Origin of the sequence: Staphylococcus simulans (genome assembly GCF_025561465.1) — a bacterium.
Taxonomy (GTDB): domain Bacteria; phylum Bacillota; class Bacilli; order Staphylococcales; family Staphylococcaceae; genus Staphylococcus; species Staphylococcus simulans.
Genome location: NZ_CP095100.1, coordinates 1625489 through 1648930, shown reverse-complemented (window position 1 = coordinate 1648930; position 23442 = coordinate 1625489). Strand labels below are relative to the sequence as shown.

The following is a 23442-nucleotide window of genomic DNA, read 5'->3' as shown; positions in this document are numbered from 1 at the left end:
TGATGACAAATACGAATTCGATATACAGAATTAAAGAATGGATATTAAATGAAATTGAAGAAGGTAACTTGCAACCGGGTGATCCGGTTCCAAGTACTTTATCAATCGCAAGAGAAGTTAACGCAAAAACTGATGATGTATATGATGCAGTGGATGAACTTATTACGGAACAAGTTTTAACACAAAACTTTGAAGCAACAGCGAGTGTTAAAACTTCTCAACCTTTCTTCTATCCACTTGATAAGTTGTTAAGCATCAGCAAAATGATTGAAAATGAAGGTTATAAAGCGGGCACTATTTTTATGAATTTAGATCAACAACCAGCAACAATGTATGATCGTAAAGCGCTGGATTTAAAAGAAGGCGAATTTGTCACGTTGATTGAAAGAATCAGAACCGCTGATGGTAGTCCTGTTGTTTATTGTTTAGATAAAGTGGCAACAAGTTACCTGACTTGTGCTGCATTTCAAGCGCATGATGAATCCATTTTAACTGCAATCAAAGCTTTTGCTGATATCAGTATCGCATATTCAGAAACAGAGATTGAATCGGTCAGCTATGAACCTAAAGTATCAGAAGCTTTAGAGTCAGCACCAAATGAAGCATTGATGCTATTAAGACAAATCCATTATGACCATCAAAACAGACCGATTCTTTACTCTTATAATTACTTCAAGAGTGAAGTAGTCAAATTTAAAACAATACGTAAAATTGAAGAAAATTAAGAAAGGGTGTGACAGTGTGAGTCAACAACACAATCATACAGAGCCGCGCATTAAGGTGATGCCGACGGATAAATTTAAAACAACAATTATCACATTCAAATTTATGGCACCGCTGGATGAAGAAACGATGACTGCGCGTGCCTTGTTAAGTAAATTACTTGTCAGAGCCACAAAAGAATGGCCGACAGATAAAGCGTTTAACAGAAAACTTTCAGAGTTATATGGGGCTTATGTCAATAGTTTCGTGACAAAGTTCAAGGATAAACATGTCATCACAATTACATTAGAAATTGTGAACGAACGTTACTTAAAACATAAAGACCCCTTGTTTGATGAAGGTTTAGCATTACTTCAACAAATTCTTTATCATCCATTAGTTGAAAACGAACGTTTCAATGAAACATTTGTGACACAAGAAAAGACATTATTGAAAAAGAAACTAGAAGCAATCAATGATAATAAAGCACAACTAGCTTTCTTAAAATTAATGAAAAACATGTTTGGCGATCAACCATATAGTTATCTAGCATCAGGTTTAATCGAACATATACCTCAAATCACACCAGAATTGTTATATCATACATACCAATCCATGTTAGAGAACGATGATTGTGCTGTTTATGTCGTAGGTAATGTCGATTCAGAAGAAGTCACAAACAAAATCAAACAACTGTTTGATATTAAACCACTTCAACAAGTGTCTTCAGTCATTCAAGCACAACGTTCTAAAGATGAACTGCCGCAAACTATTGTAGAATATGACGAAATTGACCAAGCGAAGTTGAACATCGGTTATCGCTTCAACACATATTATGGACAACCAGATTACTATACCTTTGTGGTCTTCAACACAATGTTCGGTGGTGATCCATCATCTGTCTTGTTCAATGAAGTGCGTGAAAAACAAAGTTTAGCATATTCTGTACATTCACAAATTGATGGTAAGAATGGCTACATGTTTGTGTTAAGTGGTGTTTCTGCTGAAAAATATGAAGTTGCGAAAGATACGATTTTAGCGGAATTTGAAAAATTCCAACGTGGTGAATTCAGTGAAGAGAAATTAGAACTTGCGAAGAAAATTTTAATTTCACAACGTAACGAATCACAAGACCGTCCGAAAAGTATGGTAGAAATTGCACATAATCAAATCTTATTACCGAAAGATTTAACAAATGGTAATTATGGACAAAAAATTCACGATGTGACGAAAGAAGATGTTATTCGTCTCACACAAAGTGCCATCCTAGATACGATTTATGTGTTGACGAAGGAGGACGAAGCATAAATGAAAAAACGTTATTATGAGTTAATCGATGAAACAGTATATGAAGCGCAAATGGATAATGGCTTAAAAGTTTTTATCATTCCAAAGCCAGGGTTCCAAAAAACATTTGTTACATATACGACACAGTTCGGTTCATTAGACAGCAAATTTAAACCTTTAGGCAGTGATGAATTTGTGACAGTACCGGATGGTGTTGCGCATTTCTTAGAACATAAATTATTTGAAAAAGAAGAAGGCGACTTATTTACTGACTTTGCGGAAGATAACGCACAAGTCAATGCCTTTACAAGTTTCGATCGTACAAGTTATTTATTCAGCGCAACCTCAAATGTAGAGTCGAACATTTTACGTTTGATGAACATGGTAGAGACGCCTTATTTCACTGAAGCAACAGTTGAAAAAGAAAAAGGGATTATTGCTGAAGAAATAAAAATGTATCAAGAACAACCAGGTTATAAGCTAATGTTCAATACATTACGTGCAATGTATAAACAACACCCTGTTAAAGTAGATATTGCTGGCAGTGTTGAAAGTATTTATGAAATTACAAAAGATGATTTATATCTTTGCTACGAAACATTCTATCATCCATCTAATATGGTGATGTTTGTTGTAGGTAATGTCGATCCTGAACGTATTCATGATTTAGTTCGTGATCATGAAGCAAAACGAGAATTGACAGCACAGCCTGAAATTGTACGCGATAGCTTAGAAGAGCCTGAAGCAGTTCAACAAACCAAAGTGGTTGAGGAAATGAATATTCAAATTCCAAGATTGATGCTTGGCTTTAAAAACGTACCGCAACAAGCATCAAAAGAAGTCTTTATGAAACGTGATATTGAAATGACATTCTTCTTCGAAATGGTATTAGGTGAAGAAACAGACTTCTATCAAAACTTATTAAATGAAGGCTTAATTGATGATACATTTGGTTATCAATTTGTGTTAGAACCTTCTTACAGCTTCTCTTTAATTACAAGTTCAACACCAGACCCAGATAAGTTGAAGTCGTTATTGTTGGATGAGTTGAAAGCTAAGGTCGGCAATTTAGAAGATGAAGAAGCCTTTGAATTATTGAAGAAACAATTTATTGGAGAGTTTATTTCAAGTTTGAACTCACCAGAATATATTGCGAATCAATATACAAAACTTTATTTCGAAGGTGTCAGCTTATTCAATGTGTTGGACATTGTAGATAGTATCACGTTAGAGAGTATTAATGAAGCGGCAGAGAAAAGTTTAAACTTTGATCAAATTGCTGACAGCAGACTGGAGATTAAGAAGTAAATGAAAGCATTAGTCATTGGAGGTTCTGGCTCTATTGGTTCCGCTATTGTAGAACAATTATTGTCAGATGGTTATGAGGTCATTGTTCATTATAATCAATCGTCACCAGATCAGCTAAAAGCTAAATATGAGAGTCAGAATGTATCGTTTGTACAAGCGGATTTGACGCAAGATATAAACATGGAATCTGTATTTTCATTTATTCATAATTTGGATGTTTTAGTTTATGCAGCTGGTCGCAGTTTATATGGCATGTTTCAAGATATGACAGCAACAGACATTGATGCATGTTATCAGTTGAATGTTAAAAACATGATGCTTATTACACGTTTCTTTTTAGAACAATTAAGAGCAAGTGCTCATGGTCGCATTTTAATTATCTCTTCAATATGGGGAGAAACAGGTGCGAGCATGGAAACTGTTTATTCTGCGATGAAAGCGGCACAAATCGGCTTTGTGAAAGCTTTAAGCCAAGAACTTGCGATGACAAATATTACAGTCAATGCTGTGACACCTGGCATGGTCAGTGGTAATATGGCAGATGAGTTTGAACCTTCTGAATTAGCAGCTATTATTGATGAACTGCCACAACAACGTATGGTTACACCAGATGAAGTTGCGTACACATGTGCTTATCTTTATGATAAACGTGCACAAAGTGTCACAGGTACAATACAGAAAGTCAATGGCGGTTGGTATATTTAAACATGAATTCCATATTCATATACTTAGAGATAATGTATAATGTAGATATCTTTCAATTCTATTGAAAATGAGTATGTATCAATTCATTCTGATGAATTCTATATGTTGTTGAACTAAGGGGCGTGTTAAAACATGATAGCACCAGAAAGAAAAATTGAATGGTATTTAGAATATGAAATTACCTTTAACCGAGCTGGACTTTTAGGAGATGTCGCAAGTCTATTAGGGATGATGGGGATCAGTATTGTGACAATTAATGGCGTCGATCAAAATCGTCGAGGTCTATTAATTCGTGCAGACAGTTTAGACAAAATGCGACGCTTTGAAGATATTGTAAGTCAAATTGATGAAATTTCGATTACTAAAATGCGTAAACCGCAATTACGTGATCGTTTAGCAGTCAGACATGGCCGCTATATCAAACAAGATGCAGATGATAAGAAAACGTTCAGATTCGAACGTGAGGATTTAGGTCTGCTGGTAGACTTTTTAGCAGAAATCTTTAAAGAAGAAGGCCATAAACTAATCGGTATTCGTGGCATGCCACGTGTCGGTAAAACAGAATCAATTGTAGCAGGCAGTGTCTGTGCGCATAAGCGTTGGCTGTTTATCAGTTCTACATTGATTAAACAAACCATACGTAATTCTCTATTAAAAGGAGAATACGGACCAGAACATGTTTATATTATCGATGGGGCAGTGACTGCCAGAGAAAATGATCCTAAGCATCGTCAATTAGTCGATGAAGTGATGGCTTTACCAGCAATCAAAGTGGTAGAACATCCGGATTTATTTGTAGATTCTTGTGATTATCAGTTAGAAGACTTTGATTATATTATTGAGTTGAGAGAAACTGAAGATCAAGAAATCAAATATGAACATATGAAACAACAAACAGTTAAAAGTAAGAATAACTTAGATTTCGGTAATTCCTTTGATGACTTTGGCGGAGGATTCGGATTTTTTGAATAATGTTTCAAGGAGTGTCAAAACATGAGCAATACAATTGGACAGACATTAAAAGGGAAAAGAGAACGCTTAGGCATGACGTTAAATGAATTAGAGTCAAAGACTAAAGTGAAAAGAGAAACTTTGACTCTTATCGAAGCGAATGATTTTAATGCGCTTTCTAATCCGAATTATGCGGAAGGTATTATTGAGAAATATGCCAAAGCAGTGAATACAGATGCTTCTATCCTGATTGCTCATCATCAAGAGGAGCTGCCGAATTCTGCAGATAGCCACTATGATGAAACTATTGAACAATTCAGTGGTTCAAATCCGCCAGATTATAAAACACAAAGTAAAGATTCTAAGCAACTGGTTGTTTGGCTCAGTATTTTTATTGTGGTAACTTTGGTCTTATGGGTGGCAGCAGTATTCTTATTATAAAATAGCAAGAAAAGAGGAAATGTTTATGAATCTACCCAATCAGATAACCATCTTCAGGGTAATTTTAATACCGGTATTTATTCTTTTTGCGTTAGTCGACTTCGGCTTTGGCAATATGACATTTATCGGAAGTCATTCGATTCGTATTGAGTTCTTTATCAGCGGTTTGATTTTTATCATCGCTTCACTCAGTGACTTTGCGGATGGCTACTTAGCACGTAAATGGAATTTAGTGACAAACATGGGGAAATTCTTAGACCCGCTAGCAGATAAATTGTTAGTTGCGAGTGCTTTAATCGTTTTAGTTCAACTTGATTTAACGAATTCAGTTGTAGCGATTATTATCATTGCACGTGAATTTGCGGTAACAGGCTTACGCTTACTTCAAATTGAACAAGGCTTTGTCAGCGCTGCAGGTCAATTAGGTAAAATTAAAACAGCAGTTACAATGGTTGCATTAGTTTGGATTTTACTTGGTGAACCACTTGTCGTATGGATTGGTTTCCCAATCGGACAAGTATTGTTATACATCGGTGTATTCTTTACGGTTCTTTCAGGTATTGAATATTTCTACAAAGGTAGAGATGTATTTAAAAAACAATCATAATCTATATCATCTTAAGGGTGGCATATACATAGCGGTGAACTGAATGCATATGAGTTCACAAATCACTATGTTTATGCCACTCTTATATTTGTATGGTATGAATTAAGATTCTCAAAGGTAATGGAGGAAATTTTATGAAAATTTCTATTGTAGCAGTAGGATCAGAACTCCTATTAGGACAAATACTCAATACTAACGCGAAGTTCCTTTCTCAATTATTTAACGGTGTTGGCTTAAATGTCGTGGAACAAGCGGTAATTGGAGATAATGAAGCTAGATTAGAACGCTTATTGCGTCAATCTCTAGAAGTTAACGATACGATCGTAATGACAGGCGGACTTGGTCCGACAAAAGATGATTTAACGAAACATACAGTAGCAAAAGTCTTAGGGCGTGAACTGGTTACAGATGAAACAGCATTAGAATATATTGAAAGCTACTTTAAAGAACAAAAACAAGAAATGAGCGAAAATAATAAACAACAAGCATTAGTGATTGAAGGGTCAACGGTTCTGCCAAATAGAGTAGGTATGGCACCTGGCATGTTAGTAGAACAAGATGGTAAACGTATTGCGTTAATGCCTGGACCACCAAAAGAAATGAATCCGATGGCAGAAGAAGAATTACTTCCATTATTAATGCAAGAAAACGGTACAATCTTTTCTGAACAATTGAAGTTTGCGGGTATCGGAGAATCACGTGTTGAAACAGAGTTGTTAGATTTAATCGACAATCAATCTAATCCAACAATTGCTCCTTTAGCTGGTTCTCATGAAGTTAAAATTCGTGTTACAGCAAGTGGACCAGATGAAGATACATGTAAGTCTTTAATCAAACCAATTAGAACAGAAATCCTTAATCGTATTGGAGATTATTATTTTGGTTCTGATGAAACAACAATCGAACAAGCAACACTTGAAAAAGTACCGGGTACTTTTGCGATTTATGATGGTGTTACATCAGGAGAAGTTTACTCTAAACTTAAAGAAGATGATAAACTTGATAAGTTAAGAGGTATGTTGGTTGATGATGTTATCTTTGTAGAACAAGACTTAGATATTAAAACACGATTAAAATCAGGTGCAGAACAAGTACGTAAACTTTATCAAACTGATATCGGTGTAGCCTTATTGCATGAAGAGGATGAAGTGTATTTAGGTGTACGCACAGAAGATGACTTCAAAATAGAAGCGTTTACTATGACGCAAAAAAGGAATTTAATTAAACATAGAACGCCAAACTATGTCTATATCCGTTTGATAAATATGTTTTCTAAGTAAGAAATAGACAAAAAATTACGTTTATAAGTACTAGTGTTCGGTTGGTTATCACTTAAAACAAGAAATAACCGAACAAATATTCGTTTATTTCTTGTAATTTAGGATAGAAACCTGTATAGTATGAATTAAGATAAATTTGAGAAGATATCTCGAATAGGAGGCCAGACATTGAATAATGAACGTCAAAAAGCGCTAGATACTGTAATTAAGAATATGGAGAAATCGTTTGGTAAGGGTGCGGTTATGAAGTTAGGCGATAACAAAGCGCGCCGAGTTTCAAGTGTATCAAGCGGTTCTGTTACATTAGATAATGCCTTAGGAGTAGGCGGATACCCTAAAGGAAGAATTGTAGAAATTTACGGACCAGAAAGTTCTGGTAAAACAACAGTTGCATTGCATGCGATTGCTGAAGTACAAAAACAAGGCGGCATTGCAGCATTTATTGATGCTGAGCACGCGTTAGATCCTGTATATGCAGAAGCATTAGGTGTAGATATCAATAACTTATACCTTTCACAACCTGACCATGGGGAACAAGGTTTAGAAATTGCAGAAGCATTTGTGCGTAGTGGTGCAGTAGACATTATTGTTGTCGACTCAGTTGCAGCATTAACACCTAAAGCTGAAATTGAAGGTGAAATGGGAGATACACACGTTGGTTTACAAGCTCGTTTAATGTCACAAGCTTTACGTAAACTTTCAGGTGCTATTTCTAAATCAAACTGTACAGCGATTTTCATCAACCAAATCCGTGAAAAAGTCGGCGTAATGTTCGGTAACCCTGAAACAACGCCAGGTGGACGTGCATTGAAGTTCTACAGCTCAGTACGTTTAGAAGTACGTCGTGCAGAACAATTAAAACAAGGCCAAGAAATTGTAGGTAACCGTACTAAAATTAAAGTAGTTAAAAACAAAGTTGCGCCACCATTCAGAGTAGCAGAAGTTGATATTATGTACGGACAAGGTATTTCTAAAGAAGGCGAATTAATCGACTTAGGTGTTGAACATGATATCGTTGATAAATCAGGTGCTTGGTATTCTTACAACGGCGACCGTATGGGTCAAGGTAAAGAAAACGTTAAGAATTACTTGAAAGAACATCCTGATGTTAAAGCAGACATCGATCAAAAATTACGTCAAAAACTTGGTATTTTTGATGGAGATGTTGAAGAGAAAGAAGAAAAAGAAGCAGAAAAAAATAGTGAAAATGCATCTTTATTTGAAGAAGAATAGTATCTATTTTATAAACCTGGAAATAGCTTCCAGGTTTTTCTTTTTGCGGTGTAATTATGAAGGTTATGTAAACTATTAACCTTGACACTTCTCATGTTAAAAAAGTACAATTGGTATGTATGATTCTTATATAACTTCATATAATCATATTGAAATTGATATACAAATAAACAAAATCCTAGAAAAAGGAGGTGTTTGTGTGAATTTATTAACCCTCCTACTCATTTTGCTGGGTTGTATTCTAGGAGTTGTTGTAGGGTATATAGTTGCCCAAAAAGTTTTGCACGATAAACAAGTGCAAGCAAAACAAACTGCAGATGATATTATCAATCAGGCGAACAAAGAAGCAGAGAATCTCAAGAAAGAGAGATTACTTGAGGCGAAAGAAGAAAATCAACGTTTAAAAGAACAAACAGAAAATGAACTTCGAGAAATACGTGGAAATCTTCAAAAACAAGAGACCCGCCTTCTTCAAAAAGAAGATAACTTAGAGCGTAAGTCTGATCTATTAGACAAAAAAGATGAGATTTTAGAGCAAAAAGAATCGAAAATTGAAGAAAAACAACAACAAGTAGATGCAAAAGAGAGTAGTGTTCAATCCATAATAATGAAGCACGAACAAGAATTAGAACGCATCTCCGGTCTCACACGTGATGAAGCTATCAAAGAACAGTTTCAACGTGTTGAAGAAGAACTGTCACAAGATATTGCAGTACTTGTTAAAGAAAAGGAAAATGAAGCGAAAGAAAAAGTTGATAAAACCGCAAAAGAACTGTTGGCAACAACGGTTCAACGCTTAGCTGCTGAACATACTTCAGAGTCAACAGTATCGGTAGTCAACTTACCGAATGATGAAATGAAAGGTCGTATTATTGGCCGTGAAGGTCGAAACATTCGTACTTTAGAAACATTGACGGGTATCGATTTAATTATAGATGATACACCAGAAGCGGTTATATTATCAGGCTTCGATCCTATTCGACGAGAAATTGCACGCACAGCTTTAGTCAACCTTGTTTCAGACGGTCGGATTCATCCGGGTCGTATCGAAGACATGGTAGAAAAAGCACGTAAAGAAGTAGATGATATTATCCGAGATGCTGGTGAACAAGCTACATTTGAAATTAACGTTCATAACATGCATCCAGACCTAGTTAAAATACTCGGTCGACTTAAATTCAGAACAAGTTATGGCCAAAATGTCTTAAAACACTCAATCGAAGTTGCGCATTTATCAGGAATGCTTGCAGCTGAACTTGGTGAAGACGTGACATTGGCAAAACGTGCTGGTTTGTTACATGACGTTGGTAAAGCGATTGATCATGAAGTAGAAGGCAGCCATGTCGAAATTGGTGTAGAACTTGCGAAGAAATATCATGAAAACGAAACAGTTATTAATGCGATTCATTCCCACCACGGGGATGTTGAACCAACATCTATTATCTCTATCCTAGTTGCTGCAGCAGACGCTTTATCAGCAGCGCGTCCAGGTGCTCGTAAAGAGACACTTGAAAATTATATCCGCAGATTGGAACGCTTAGAAGCACTATCTGAAGGTTATGAAGGCGTAGAAAAAGCATTTGCGATTCAAGCAGGTCGTGAAATCCGTGTGATTGTATCACCAGATGACATCGATGACTTGAAAGCACATCGCCTAGCAAGAGATATTAAAAAACAAATAGAAGATGAACTACAGTATCCAGGACATATCAAAGTGACAGTTGTTCGTGAGACGAGAGCAATTGAATATGCAAAATAATTTTTGAAACCAACAGAACCTTGGGCTAGAGATAGCTCAAGGTTCTTTTATATACAAATAAACTATCCCTTCAGCTTTTGAATGAGCTCAAGGGATAGTTTCATTTAATTCATATTAAATTTATATATGCAGCATACTTAGAGTCGCAAAAGTTAATGCGGATAATATAATAGATGCGATTACAATTGCTATTAATGTTTTGCCGGCACGATCTTTAATATCTTTTAAGGCAACATTCAAGCCTAATCCAACCATTGCCATTATGATGAGTAATGTTGCTAAGAAATTTAATACTGCCATTAAAGGTTCTGGCAATGGTAAATACGTATTAATCAATGCAGCAATAATAAAACCAAATAAGAAATATGGAATTTCTATTTTAGCTTTTTGTGCACTATGTTGTGATTTGTATTTCATGATTGCGAGTAAAATCAAACTGACTGGAATCAATAGAAATACACGTCCGAGTTTTGCGAGTAGTCCGATTTTAAGTGAAGCTTCTCCCGCAAATCCAGCAGCTAATACGACATGCGCAATTTCATGTAAACTACTGCCTGACCATGCACCGTATAATTGTGGCGCAATATTAAAGATAGAAGTAATTACAGTGTAGGCCAATGAAAAGAGTGTTCCGATTAATGCGATAATGCCCACACTTAATGCTGTGTCTTTCTCTTTCGCTTTTAGAATTGAAGAAGTTGCGGCAATAGCAGCTGCACCGCAAATTCCTGTTCCGATTCCTAATAGAAGACCGATATCACGATCACCTTTAAGCCATTTGTTTAATAAGAAAATAAAACCGATACTAAAAATAACTACACCGATATCCACGAGTAATAATGTACGTCCTTGTGTAATGATTTCGTTAATATTTAATTTAAGACCATACAAGACAATCGCAAATTTCAAAAGCTTTTTCGCTGAAAATTCAATGCCAGGTCTAAGTGTTTCCGGATATCCTTTAATATGTCGATAAACAATCGCAAATAAGATCGCAATAGTCAATGCACCTACATTTGCGAGAATCGGCAACTTCGCTAACAACATACTGATGAGTGCGATAACCAGAGTAAAGAGTATCCCTAGTATGAAAGGTTTTTGTCTAAATGTTGTCATAGTCATGCCTCCTTAAAATTAAGGTTATCATTGGCTGACTATAACGTTAAATAAATATTTGGTATAGCGCTCATAACAAATTTGTTATAATAGTGAAAAGTCAAAGAGTCGGAGGACGTACAATGGATTCTTTTAAAGTATTAATTGAAGTCGTAAAAACGAGAAGCTACACGAAAGCAGCACAAAACTTATATACCTCGCAACCTTCAATCAGCCGAGATATTAAACGCTTAGAAAGTGACTATGACGTGAAGGTATTTGAATTTAAACATTCGAACATGCGACTCACAACTGATGGTGAAACTTTATTTCGATATGCGATACAAAAACAGCGACTTGAAGATCGTTTGAGAAAAGATTTAAAACAAGCACCTCATACAATTTCAGGAGAACTAACCATTGGCAGCAGTTACACTTACGGAGAATATCGATTGTCTGAACATCTCGCAGACTTGGCTCTAAAATATCCTAAATTACACATTCATGCGAGATTAGATAACTCAGAACATATTATTGAACATCTTAAACATAATAGTATCGATGTAGGTATTGTAGAAAAAGAAATTCAAGACAATGCGTTAAATAAAATTAAAATTGAACATGATGAGTTAGTTTTAATTCGTAGAAAAGGGCAAGTGTTTGAACAAGCTTCAACGTTTTATATTAGAGAAAGAGGCTCAGGTACGCGTGCATACCAAGAGAAGGGAATTGAGAAACTAGGCTTAGATGATATCTTTTTAGTTGAAATGAATAATACCACACTGATTAAAAATATGGTGCGCAGTGGTATGGGAATATCTATTGTTTCCTCTTCAGCACTGACTCCTTATGATCATCAATATTTAAGCGTAGTACCTGTAGATATACAACGTGATTTTTATTTGTTTACACATAAGAATAAATACATTGATGATAATCTAAGCTTATTGATAGAACATTTGAAGAAACAATAAAAAGTTGAACATAAAAAAGAAGTTAAGCATATTTTGCTTAACTTCACGTGTTTCATGTGTCAGTGTATATCACTGCATTGCTTTTATTTTTATAATCGTTGTCTTTATTTAGATAAAAGTAAATCTGTTTGTTTTACTTCTTTAAGTACTTCGCATGTATCTAAAGCGTTTGAAGATAATTGTGCGTATCTTTCAGCTAAACGATAAGCATTAACATAAAGTTCTAAAGCTTCTTTTGCGATATCTTCAGCATCCTCACTTTTTGACGGATTTGATTGAAGTACTAGTTCTGCGAACTTTTCGGGATCAATATTAATTGACATTGAATAACGACATCTCCTATAAATTTGATAGACAAATCATAACATACAAACACACCCTGAAAAAGTAAAACTTCTAGTCGAAAATTGACAGATTTTTTACAAATACAACAATGTGATGTATGAATGACTTAATTACTTTTACCCGCTCTACATAAAATTAAAGATGAAGTTATTAAAACTTAAAAGAATCTTTGATTTCAGAACGCGATTGATACTTTTCAATTGATGCTTTTTCCATTAAACTAACTAATATGAGAGGATGAAGGAACGTTGAGAATATTATTTATCGGCGATATCGTAGGTAAGGTAGGACGTCAGGCAATCACGACGTATCTTCCTAAATTGAAACAACATTACCGTCCGACTGCGACAATTGTGAACGCTGAAAATGCGGCACACGGCAAAGGACTGACTGAAAAAATTTATAAACAATTATTACGTGAAGGCGTAGACTTTATGACGATGGGCAATCATACGTATGGTCAGCGTCAGATTTATGAGTTTATTGATGATGCGAAACGTATGGTCAGACCTGCGAACTTCCCTGATGAAGCACCAGGTGTCGGCATGCGTTATATGCAAATTAATGACACAAAACTTGCTGTTATCAATTTGCAAGGACGCGCTTTTATGCAAGATATTGATGATCCATTTAAAAAAGCAGATGCTTTGATAAAAGAAGCACAAAAAGAAACGCCTTATATTTTTGTAGATTTTCATGCGGAAACAACATCAGAGAAAAATGCGATGGGATGGTATTTAGATGGCCGCGCAAGTGCTGTAGTTGGAACGCATACACATATTCAAACTTCAGATAACCGTATTTTACCTCAAGGTACAGGTTACATTACAGATGTCGGTATGACTGGCTTCTATGATGGTATTTTAGGTATTAATCGTGATGAAGTCATTTACCGTTTTATCTCAAGTTTACCGCAACGTCATGTTGTACCTGACGAGGGAAGAGAAGTTTTATCTGGTGTAGTTATTGATTTAGATAAAAATGGTAAAACCAAAAAGATTGAACGGATTTTAATTAACGAAGATAACCCATTCGAAATGGTCTGATAGGGTATCGTCCGTTAGTATGAATTTCACTTAAAACCACTGTTATCATAGTAATACAGTGGTTTATTTTGTTATGATGATAGATGAATTATATTACAGGAGGCAAAGCTAGGTATGAAATCACAAGTATCTTGGAAAGTAGGCGGACAACAAGGTGAAGGAATTGAATCGACTGGAGAAATCTTTGCCACAGCAATGAACCGTGAAGGGTATTATCTCTACGGATACAGACATTTCTCAAGCCGTATTAAAGGCGGACATACCAATAATAAAATCAGGGTATCAACAACACCTGTACATGCGATCAGCGATGATTTAGATATTCTAATCGCATTTGATCAAGAAACGATTGAATTAAACCATCATGAAATGCGTGATGACAGCGTAATTATTGTAGATGCAAAAGCAAAACCGTCTTGTCCTGAAAATTGTAAAGCCCAACTGATCGTACTGCCTTTTACAGATATCGCAAAAGAGTTAGGTACGAAATTAATGAAAAACATGGTCGCAATTGGTGCAACATGTGCCATTATGGATTTAGATATCAAATCTTTCGAATCTTTAATTGCGAATACATTCGGTAAAAAAGGCGAAAATATTGTAGACATGAACGTTCAAGCGTTGCATGCAGGCTATGAAGCTATGAAAGAAGAAATGACAGACTTAAAAGGTGACTACCACCTTGAAGCAAGCCAGTCTGAGCCGCATTTATATATGATTGGTAACGATGCGATTGGTTTAGGTGCGATTTCAGCGGGTTCTAAATTTATGGCTGCTTATCCGATTACACCAGCATCAGAAATCATGGAATATATGATTGAAAACTTACCAAAAGTAAATGGTGCAGTTATCCAAACTGAGGATGAAATTGCGGCTGCGACAATGGCTATCGGTGCAAACTATGCAGGTGTCCGTGCATTTACAGCATCAGCAGGACCTGGCTTGTCGTTAATGATGGAATCTATCGGGTTATCAGGTATGACTGAAACACCGTTAGTGATTGTGAATACACAACGTGGCGGTCCATCAACAGGCTTACCGACAAAAGAAGAACAATCTGACTTAATGCAGATGATTTATGGTACGCATGGCGATATTCCTAAAATTGTCGTAGCACCGACAGATGCTGAAGATTCGTTCTATTTAACAGTTGAAGCTTTCAACTTAGCTGAAGAATACCAATGCCCAGTCATTATCTTAAGTGATTTACAATTAGCATTAGGTAAACAAACTGTTGAACAATTAGATTTCAGTCGTGTAGAAATTAAACGTGGCGAGTTGCTGCAAAGTGATATTGAAAGAGATGAAGATGATAAATCTTACTTCAAACGTTATGCATTAACAGCAAGCGGTGTATCACCACGACCAATTCCAGGTGTTAAAGGCGGTATTCATCATGTGACAGGTGTAGAACACAGTCCAGAAGGTAAACCTAGCGAGTCTGCACAAAACCGTCAAGAACAAATGGACAAACGTATGCGTAAAACAGAAAAGTTATTAATCAATGAACCTGTGATTGATGATCAACCGTATGATGAAGCGGATATCTTATATATTGGTTTCATTTCAACAAAAGGTGCAATTCAAGAAGGTAAAGCACGTCTTGAAGATGAAGGTATTAAAGTCAATCATTTACAAATTAAACAATTGCATCCGTTCCCTACACAAATTGTGCAAGAAGCGGTAGATAAAGCGAAAAAAGTAGTTGTTGTTGAGCATAACTATCAAGGACAACTTGCGAATATATTAAAAATGAATGTGAACGTCCATCAAAAATTAATCAATCAAACGAAGTATGATGGTACACCATTCTTACCACATGAAATTGAAGAAAAAGGTTTAGAAATTGCCAAAGAAACTGAAGGAGTGGTTACAGGTGGCAACATTTAAAGATTTTAGAAATAACGTTAAGCCTAACTGGTGTCCAGGTTGCGGTGACTTCTCAGTCCAAGCAGCGATTCAAAAAGCAGCTGCAAATGTAGGCTTAGAACCAGAAGAAGTAGCATTAATTACAGGTATCGGTTGTTCAGGTCGTTTATCAGGCTATGTTAACTCATATGGTATGCACGCGATTCACGGTCGTGCTTTACCGATTGCGCAAGGTGTTAAAATGGCCAATAAAGATTTAACAGTGATTTGTTCAGGCGGTGACGGAGATGGTTATGCGATTGGTATGGGTCATACCATTCATGCATTACGTCGTAACATGAACATTACGTACATCGTTATGGATAACCAAATTTATGGTTTAACTAAAGGACAAACATCACCATCATCAGCACCTGGCTTTGTGACAAAAACTACACCAAAAGGCAACATTGAACAAAACGTCGCACCGTTAGAATTAGCATTATCATCAGGTGCAACATTTGTAGGACAAGGTTTCTCAAGTGACATCAAAGGATTGACTGCTTTAATTGAAGAAGCAATCAACCATGATGGTTTCTCATTTGTGAACGTTTTCTCACCATGTGTGACTTATAATAAAGTAAATACGTATGATTGGTTTAAAGAAAATCTTGTATCTGTTGATGAATTAGAAGATTATGATCCATCAGATAAAGGTAAAGCAACACAAGCAGTTATCAATCATGAATCATTGCTGACAGGTATTGTATATCAAGATAAAGAAACACCTTCTTATGAATCACAATTAGAAGTGATGAGCGGAGAAGCTTTAGCTAAACAAGATATCAACATTGACCAATCACAATTTGATGAACTAACAAAACAATTTATTTAAAATACAAAATAGCCTTCATATTCTTCAAATAACGGGTATAAGTTATTGTAAGGGTATGAAGGCTTATTTATGATTCTGAAAATATATTTATATGATTATTTTGTATATCCATTAAATTGAGATTGACTAAAGTTTAAAATAAAAGTTTGGCATACCGCTTAATCAGGGTAATGTTTAAATAAGTCGCATTTAAGAGGTGTACAAAATGAAGAAAGAGATAAACGGAAATGAAACTCCTATGACACAAGAGCACTTATTAAATAAAATTGCACATAATTACTTAGAAGGACAGCAAGTAGATCCTTCAAATGAACATATAATTGAAAATGAAACACCACAAGGGTATGATGCACGCATTTATTTATTAAAAAACGAAGCCAATCGAAAACATTTAGCACACTGTATTAGAGATTATATCAATGGACATCTCGTAAAAGTGTTAGTAGACGATCATTTATTAATCGATTTTACGGAAACAGCAAATAATGATCATACCCATTTCAAAAGTTTAAATGGAGAATTAATCAAACATTTTAATCGAGCAATCAGACAAATTAAAGGTGAAATTCCTTTTGATGAAGATAATCATCCTGTGCCTCTATATGTTAGACGAATCAGTGAAGGTGGTTTTAAAGTTTTGAAACTTGATGAAATCCACCGCCTAGTCTATAAAGAAATTGATCATCGCCTCATTATTATCAGCTGTTATTACCACACTGTATGATTTCCATAAAACTAAGATAGAATATTCGATAGAAAATATAAATTTTGATACAGTAAAGTTAATGAAATAGTGAAAAGAGGTTTGAAAGATGCAAGATACATTGATGAGTATTCAAGTATTACCTAAAACCCCCAATGGTGAAGACGTTATTCCATATGTTGATGAAGCGATTTCTATTATTGAACAATCTGGATTAAAATTTAGAGTATCGCCATTAGAAACAACCGTTCAAGGCACAATGAGCGAGTGTTTGATTTTAATTCAAAATATTAATGACAGAATGGTCGAACTAGAAGTACCAAGTGTCATCAGTCAAGTGAAGTTCTATTATGTACCGACTGGTATTACAATGGAAGATTTGACCGCAAAATATGATTAATAAATATTATTTGCTAAAGCATTCCTAATTACAGGAGTGCTTTTTTGTTTTATCAAACAACCTAATTATAAAAATAATAAAAAATAGAAGCGTCATTGACACAATAGTCTGAATATTAATATAATAATTTCATATAAGCGGCATAGAGATAACAGCAAGAGGAGGAATTATATGAAGAAACGATGGTTTAAGTTAGCGATAGTTTTACTATCACTGTTATTAGTACTATCAGCATGCGGCAGCAAAAAGTCGGATTCTGATAATACTAAGGGTTCAAGCAGTACGGGCAAGAGTGACAAAAAAGGCGGTACATTAAATATTGGTACAGGTGCACCACCAGAAGGTAACTTCTCTGGTATTTATGCAGCATCAGTCACTGATTCAGGTGTTATCGGATTATTCAGTGATGGATTATTCAAAATGGATGATCATTTACAATTAGAACCAAACTTAGTGTCATGGAAAGAAATCGAACCTGCTAAGAAATATAAATTCACATTGAAAAAAGGTGTGAAATGGCAAGATGGTAATCCATTAACAATCAATGACTGGATTTTCACATTAGAAACATTAGCAAATCCTGACTACGATGGTCCACGTTATGACAACGTAGATTGTATCGAAGGGGCACAAGCGAAAAAAGAAGGTCAAGCGGATACAATTTCAGGTATCAAAAAAATTGATGACTACAATGTAGAAATCACATTCAAAGAGAAAAAAGTTAATAACTTATTGAAAATTTATGCTGGCGATTTATTGAGTGAAAAAATCTTTAAAGATATTCCAGTTAAAGATATGGCGAAATCAGACGCTGTTCGTAAACACCCAATCGGTTATGGACCATTCAAAGTTAAAAAAATCGTAGATGGCGAATCAGTACAATTTGAGAAAAACAAAGATTACTGGAAAGGTGAACCAAAACTAGACAAAATCAACTATAAAGTTGTAGACCAAAATGCGATGGTTAAAGCTCTTCAAAACGGCGACATCGACATGGTAGGTCAAGGTACACCACCAATGGCGAAACAAGTCAAAGACTCTAAAGCAGACAACATTAAAATATTAACAGCACCATCAACACAATACCAAATTATCGGATTTGTATTAAACAAATATGATAAAAAAGCAATGAAAGTCGGAGAACCACTTCCTAAATACCAAGATGTACGTTTAAGAAAAGCAATGGATTATGCGATCAATAAAGATGAATGGATTAAAGCATTCATGTATGGTTACGCTAAACCAACGAACTCATTAATTCCAACAAGTCACTGGGTATCTCAAGGTAATAAAGGCTTAGAAGACTATAGCTACAATGTTAAAAAAGCGAAAAAATTATTAGATGAAGCAGGATATAAAGATAGAGACGGCGATGGTTTCAGAGAAGACCCTAAAGGTAAAAAATTCGAAATCAGCTTGAAACACTATGCAGGTACAAACCCAACATTTGAACCAAGAACTGCAGCACTTAAAGGTTATTGGGAAAAAGTTGGTTTGAAAACTAAAGTCAGCATGGTTGAATTCAGTAAATATAATGCAGATTTAGAAAAATCAGACGGTAGCGTTGAAGTTTATTTCAGAGGATGGCAACAAGGGGCTGACCCAGATCCATCAGGTTTATATAAATCAAATGCATTATGGAATGAATCACGTTACAACAACCCAGAATCAGATAAATTATTAGCAGAAGCTACTGATTTTGATGTTGTAGGAAACGACAAAGAAAAACGTAAAGATATCTACTTGAAATGGCAAAAACTTTGGAATAAAGATGTTCCAGTTATCCCTCTTGTAGAACTTGAAGATATTACTTTAGTTAGCAATAAAGTTAAAAACTTTGAAGTTTCATTCAAAGGTTCTAACCCTGCAAATGAATGGACTGTAGAAAAATAATTTTGCATGAAAAGCCTCGATTATTTTCGAGGCTTTTTCTAAGCAAAAAAAGGGAGTGTTGAAATTGACATCGAGGAATATTTTAGAAATAACACAATTAAAAACCAGCTTTTACATAAAGAAAGAATGGCATTCTGCAGTTAATGATATTAATTTGTCAGTTGAAGAAGGGGAGATTCTTGGGATCGTAGGTGAATCAGGATCAGGTAAATCTGTATTAAGTTTATCTGTGATGCAGTTATTACCAGAAAAAATTGCCAAGATTGAAGAAGGAGAAATCGTCTTTAAAGGTAAGCGTGTCGACAACATCAGTGAGAATGACTATAACCAACTAAGAGGTAAAGAACTCTCAATGATTTTCCAAGAACCGATGACAGCTTTAAATCCAGTATTTACAATTGGTAATCAGCTTACTGAAAAAATCATGCTGCATTTGAAATTGAATAAATCAGAAGCGAGAGCCAAAGCGATTGATTTGCTGAACCAAGTAGGTATTCCGCGTGCCGCAGAAGTCATTGATAACTATCCGCATCAATTATCAGGGGGGATGAGACAGCGTGTCATGATCGCATTAGCTATTTCTTGTAGTCCTGATTTGTTAATCGCTGATGAGCCTACCACTGCCTTAGACGTTACAGTACAAGCCCAAATTTTAGAGTTGTTACGTAAAATCAGAAAAGAAACGAATATGTCTATCATCTTCATTTCGCATGACTTAGCTGTTATCTCAGAACTCTGTGACCGCGTTGCCGTAATGTATGCTGGTAATATTATTGAAACTGGCACGACTAATGAAATTTTCAAATCTCCGAAACATCCTTATACACAAGCTTTAATCAGATCGATACCTAAATTAGACAGTGATGTTGAAAAATTAGAAGTCATTGAAGGTAGTGTCCCTTCACTTGTAAATATGCCGAAAGTAGGATGTAAATTCGCAAATAGATGTCCGCATGTTATGGATATCTGTAAAACTGAAAACGTCGCTTTAAAATCGATTGACGCAAAACATAAAGTCGCTTGTCATTTATATGACGAGCAATAATGGAGGAACGATATGGATAAAAAGACAATCTTAGAAGTAAACAATCTTAAGCAATATTATCCAATTAAAGGTGGATTTTTTCGTAGAACAATCGGTCAAGTTAAAGCAGTAGACGGTATCAGTTTTAAAATTAATGAAGGAGAAACAATGGGGCTTGTTGGTGAATCAGGCTGTGGTAAATCGTCAGCAGGACGCAGCATTTTAAGATTACAGACACCGACAGATGGTACTGTTTTATTCGATGGCGAGGATATCACAAAGATTCAAGGTAGAAAGTTGAGAGAAGCGAGACAAGGTTTTCAAATGGTTTTTCAAGATCCTTATGCATCATTAAACCCGCTTCAAATGGTCGGCGATATCGTCGCTGAACCGATTAAAAACTATCATAAAATATCTAAAGAAGAACTCGAAAAAGAAGTCAAAGCACTGCTTGTCAAAGTAGGACTAAACACAGAAGATTATTATAAATATGCGCATGAATTTTCAGGGGGGCAAAGACAAAGGGTCGGTATTGCACGTGCACTCGCTTTAAAACCAAAACTTATCATTTTAGATGAACCTGTCAGTGCGTTAGATGTTTCTGTACAATCTCAAGTTTTGAACTTATTAGATGATTTGCAAGAAGAGTTTAATCTCAGCTATTTATTCATCGCCCATGACTTAAGTGTCGTAAAGCATGTGAGTGATTACATTGGAGTTATGTATCTCGGACACATTGTAGAACAAGGTCCGTCAGATGAAATTTATAACAATCCTAAACATCCGTACACACAAGCTTTGATTTCAGCTATTCCTGAAATTGATCCAGAAAAAAGAAAAGAACGTATTTTATTAACAGGTGATTTACCTTCTCCTGCCAATCCACCGACAGGGTGCCCATTCCATACCCGTTGTCCGATTGCTCAAGAAGCGTGTAAAACAACTAAGCCAAAGTATAAAGAAGTCAGTCAAAATCATTTCGCAGCATGCTTATTGATTGAGGAAGAGGTGGAAAAATGATTCAGTTAATTGTTCGTCGTTTATTATTGATGATTCCGTTATTATTCTTAATTTCAATCGTTATCTTCGGTATTGCGAAAATGCAGCCGGGTGATGCTTTTACAGGATCTGTAACGTCAACTGATAGTTCAGCATCTAAATATATTGAACAGCAAAGAAAAAAATTAGGCTATGACCAGCCGATTCATGTGCAATATATGAAATGGGCTGAAAAAATCGCTCAAGGTGATTTAGGTGAATCTGTACGATTCAAACGTCCAGTTTTAGATTTAATTAAAGAAAGAATGCCAAACACAATTACACTAGGTACATTAAGTTTGATATTTACTTATATTTTAGCGTTTCCGCTTGGTATTATTTCAGGACGGAAACCGTACTCATCTTTAGATTATTCTATACAAATCGCGAACTATTTCTTACTCGCGTTACCATCATTTGTAGCGGGTGTGTTCGCAATTTATTTATTTGCTTTCCAATTAAACTGGTTCCCATTCCAAGGCTCAGTGACGATTGGTTTGGAAGAAGGTACATTCCCGTACTATATGAGTAAAATTTATCATGCCTTATTGCCTGCATTGATTCTAGGTATTATGTCGACAGCAGGTTACGTACAATTCTTAAGAAATGATATTATCGAAAATTCACGTAAAGACTATGTCAGAACAGCACGTTCAAATGGTATTTCAGAAAACAAAATTTACAACAAACATATTTTAAGAAACTCAGTCATTCCGATTGTGACATTCTTCGGTGGAGATGTGTTATCTATCTTCGGTGGGGCTGTTATTACTGAAACGATTTTCTCTTATCCTGGTATCGGTAAATTATTAATTGAAGCAATCAGTGGTAAAGACTATCCATTAATGATGGCATTACTTTTATTCTTTGCATTTTTAGGACTATTAGCGAACTTAATATCCGATATCACATACAGTATTGTAGACCCTAGAATTAAGAGCAACTAAGGAGGAGAAAACATGTCTAAAAAATCAAAAACGAAACATGAAAGTTATTCACCGCTGAAAACAGCCATGATTCACTTCACACATAATAAATTAGCAATGACAGCGCTGATTACATTAATTGCGATATTTGTGATTTCAATGTTATCTCCACTGCTTGCGCCGTACGATCCAAACTTACAAAATTTGGTTTATATTAAGGGGGATATGTCACCAGAACACTGGTTAGGCACAGATGCCGGTGGACGTGATATTTTAAGTCGTCTGCTTTATTCTGGTCGTGTCTCTATGGTCTTTGGGATTGTGACAACTGCCGGAATTTTAATCATCGGTTTGATTGTCGGAATGATTTCAGGTTACTATGGCGGCAAAGTAGATACCATTTTTATGCGTTTTACTGAGTTTGTTATGTTGTTCCCATTCATTCCATTCGCAATCGTATTAAATGCGACATTCAGTGACAAAATCAAAAATCCATATGGCTCAGCATTTATTTTAGCTGCCGTAATCATTACTTTATCATGGGTTGGGATTGCCAGATTAACTCGTGGTAAAGTCATGCAGGAAAAAGAAAATGAATATTTCTTAGCGGCTGTTTCAATTGGAACACCTGTTTATAAAATTATGTTAAAACACTTACTTCCAAATATTTTAAGTGTCATCATTGTACAAGCAACATTATTATTTGCGGTACAAATCGTGGCAGAAGCTGGTTTAAGTTTCCTTGGTTTCGGTATTGCGAAAACAACACCGACATGGGGGAATATGTTATCGGATGCGCAAGAAGCGGATGTATTAAGCAGTAAACCATGGATTTGGATGCCACCAGCGATGATTATTACGATTACAATTTTATGTATCAACTTCGTGGGTGAAGGATTAAAAGATGCTTTGAACCCTAAATCTAAACACTAATCAAAGAGTCGGTCACATTGACCGGCTTTTTCTTATGAGAACAAGAATC

The 23442-nt window shown here is 35.6% G+C and carries 23 protein-coding genes; 21 read left to right on the top strand and 2 right to left on the bottom strand.

Annotation, left to right across the window (positions count from 1 at the left end; genetic code table 11):
- The first annotated feature begins 2 nt into the window (after window positions 1–2).
- The 10 genes from MUA87_RS07715 to rny all read left to right on the top strand — a co-directional run bounded on the left by MUA87_RS07715 (window position 3) and on the right by rny (window position 10273).
- Complete coding sequence (locus tag MUA87_RS07715; RefSeq protein WP_002480723.1) at window positions 3–725, top strand: GntR family transcriptional regulator; 723 nt, start codon at window positions 3–5, stop codon at window positions 723–725.
- A 58-nt stretch (window positions 726–783) separates the two neighbouring features.
- Window positions 784–2010 (top strand): EF-P 5-aminopentanol modification-associated protein YfmF, encoded by a 1227-nt coding sequence (yfmF, locus tag MUA87_RS07710; protein WP_262551398.1) that lies wholly within the window; start codon window positions 784–786, stop codon window positions 2008–2010.
- The gene (gene yfmH / locus MUA87_RS07705; protein WP_262550436.1) at window positions 2011–3297 is read left to right on the top strand and encodes an EF-P 5-aminopentanol modification-associated protein YfmH; all 1287 of its coding nucleotides are present in this window, start codon (window positions 2011–2013) and stop codon (window positions 3295–3297) included.
- The gene (gene ymfI, locus MUA87_RS07700) at window positions 3298–4002 is read left to right on the top strand and encodes an elongation factor P 5-aminopentanone reductase (protein ID WP_023015676.1); all 705 of its coding nucleotides are present in this window, start codon (window positions 3298–3300) and stop codon (window positions 4000–4002) included.
- Between the two features lie 132 nt (window positions 4003–4134).
- Window positions 4135–4974 carry a DUF3388 domain-containing protein gene (locus tag MUA87_RS07695; protein WP_023015675.1) on the top strand — a complete coding sequence of 280 codons (840 nt, stop codon included), beginning with the start codon at window positions 4135–4137 and terminating at the stop codon, window positions 4972–4974.
- Between the two features lie 21 nt (window positions 4975–4995).
- Entirely contained in the window at window positions 4996–5394 is a 399-nt protein-coding gene (locus MUA87_RS07690; RefSeq protein ID WP_002480728.1) for a helix-turn-helix domain-containing protein, read from the top strand.
- Window positions 5395–5419: 25 nt separating this feature from the next.
- Window positions 5420–6001: a CDP-diacylglycerol--glycerol-3-phosphate 3-phosphatidyltransferase gene (gene pgsA / locus MUA87_RS07685; protein ID WP_002480729.1), complete on the top strand. Its 582-nt coding sequence runs from the start codon at window positions 5420–5422 to the stop codon at window positions 5999–6001.
- A 134-nt stretch (window positions 6002–6135) separates the two neighbouring features.
- Window positions 6136–7281 (top strand): CinA family nicotinamide mononucleotide deamidase-related protein, encoded by a 1146-nt coding sequence (locus tag MUA87_RS07680; protein ID WP_262550433.1) that lies wholly within the window; start codon window positions 6136–6138, stop codon window positions 7279–7281.
- Between the two features lie 168 nt (window positions 7282–7449).
- Window positions 7450–8514, top strand: coding sequence for a recombinase RecA (recA, locus tag MUA87_RS07675; RefSeq protein WP_002480731.1), 1065 nt, complete (start codon window positions 7450–7452; stop codon window positions 8512–8514).
- A 199-nt stretch (window positions 8515–8713) separates the two neighbouring features.
- Window positions 8714–10273 (top strand): ribonuclease Y, encoded by a 1560-nt coding sequence (gene rny / locus MUA87_RS07670; RefSeq protein WP_002480732.1) that lies wholly within the window; start codon window positions 8714–8716, stop codon window positions 10271–10273.
- A gap of 120 nt (window positions 10274–10393) precedes the next feature.
- Here rny and MUA87_RS07665 read toward each other — a convergent pair whose 3' ends face one another.
- A complete protein-coding gene (locus MUA87_RS07665; RefSeq protein ID WP_262550432.1) occupies window positions 10394–11389 on the bottom strand; it encodes a YeiH family protein in 996 nt (331 codons plus the stop codon).
- 122 nt (window positions 11390–11511) lie between these two features.
- Here MUA87_RS07665 and MUA87_RS07660 point away from each other — a divergent pair, with 122 nt between their 5' ends.
- Window positions 11512–12342 carry a LysR family transcriptional regulator gene (locus MUA87_RS07660; protein ID WP_262550430.1) on the top strand — a complete coding sequence of 277 codons (831 nt, stop codon included), beginning with the start codon at window positions 11512–11514 and terminating at the stop codon, window positions 12340–12342.
- A 104-nt stretch (window positions 12343–12446) separates the two neighbouring features.
- Here MUA87_RS07660 and MUA87_RS07655 read toward each other — a convergent pair whose 3' ends face one another.
- On the bottom strand, window positions 12447–12665 hold the full coding sequence (locus MUA87_RS07655; RefSeq protein ID WP_002480735.1) for a hypothetical protein: 219 nt from the start codon (window positions 12663–12665) through the stop codon (window positions 12447–12449).
- Between the two features lie 270 nt (window positions 12666–12935).
- On the opposite strand from MUA87_RS07655, the gene MUA87_RS07650 reads away from it, so the two are divergent.
- The 10 genes from MUA87_RS07650 to opp4C all read left to right on the top strand — a co-directional run bounded on the left by MUA87_RS07650 (window position 12936) and on the right by opp4C (window position 23393).
- Window positions 12936–13733, top strand: coding sequence for a TIGR00282 family metallophosphoesterase (locus MUA87_RS07650; RefSeq protein ID WP_023015669.1), 798 nt, complete (start codon window positions 12936–12938; stop codon window positions 13731–13733).
- A 114-nt stretch (window positions 13734–13847) separates the two neighbouring features.
- The gene (locus tag MUA87_RS07645; RefSeq protein ID WP_262550428.1) at window positions 13848–15623 is read left to right on the top strand and encodes a 2-oxoacid:acceptor oxidoreductase subunit alpha; all 1776 of its coding nucleotides are present in this window, start codon (window positions 13848–13850) and stop codon (window positions 15621–15623) included.
- Window positions 15610–16476, top strand: a complete 867-nt coding sequence (locus MUA87_RS07640; RefSeq protein WP_002480738.1) for a 2-oxoacid:ferredoxin oxidoreductase subunit beta — start codon at window positions 15610–15612, stop codon at window positions 16474–16476. The genes MUA87_RS07645 and MUA87_RS07640 overlap by 14 nt, the downstream gene beginning before the upstream one ends.
- A 205-nt stretch (window positions 16477–16681) precedes the next feature.
- Window positions 16682–17200, top strand: a complete 519-nt coding sequence (locus tag MUA87_RS07635) for a type II toxin-antitoxin system YoeB family toxin (RefSeq protein ID WP_002480739.1) — start codon at window positions 16682–16684, stop codon at window positions 17198–17200.
- A gap of 88 nt (window positions 17201–17288) precedes the next feature.
- The gene (locus MUA87_RS07630; RefSeq protein ID WP_002480740.1) at window positions 17289–17579 is read left to right on the top strand and encodes a thiamine-binding protein; all 291 of its coding nucleotides are present in this window, start codon (window positions 17289–17291) and stop codon (window positions 17577–17579) included.
- A gap of 171 nt (window positions 17580–17750) precedes the next feature.
- Window positions 17751–19472, top strand: a complete 1722-nt coding sequence (gene opp4A / locus MUA87_RS07625) for an oligopeptide ABC transporter substrate-binding protein (protein WP_262550426.1) — start codon at window positions 17751–17753, stop codon at window positions 19470–19472.
- Between the two features lie 64 nt (window positions 19473–19536).
- Complete coding sequence (locus MUA87_RS07620) at window positions 19537–20517, top strand: ABC transporter ATP-binding protein (protein ID WP_082709446.1); 981 nt, start codon at window positions 19537–19539, stop codon at window positions 20515–20517.
- 12 nt (window positions 20518–20529) lie between these two features.
- Window positions 20530–21516, top strand: a complete 987-nt coding sequence (locus MUA87_RS07615; protein ID WP_023015664.1) for an ABC transporter ATP-binding protein — start codon at window positions 20530–20532, stop codon at window positions 21514–21516.
- Window positions 21513–22481 (top strand): oligopeptide ABC transporter permease, encoded by a 969-nt coding sequence (gene opp4B / locus MUA87_RS07610; RefSeq protein WP_262550424.1) that lies wholly within the window; start codon window positions 21513–21515, stop codon window positions 22479–22481. The genes MUA87_RS07615 and opp4B overlap by 4 nt, the downstream gene beginning before the upstream one ends.
- Window positions 22482–22493: 12 nt before the next feature.
- The gene (gene opp4C / locus MUA87_RS07605) at window positions 22494–23393 is read left to right on the top strand and encodes an oligopeptide ABC transporter permease (protein WP_262550422.1); all 900 of its coding nucleotides are present in this window, start codon (window positions 22494–22496) and stop codon (window positions 23391–23393) included.
- The last annotated feature ends 49 nt before the right edge of the window (window positions 23394–23442 follow it).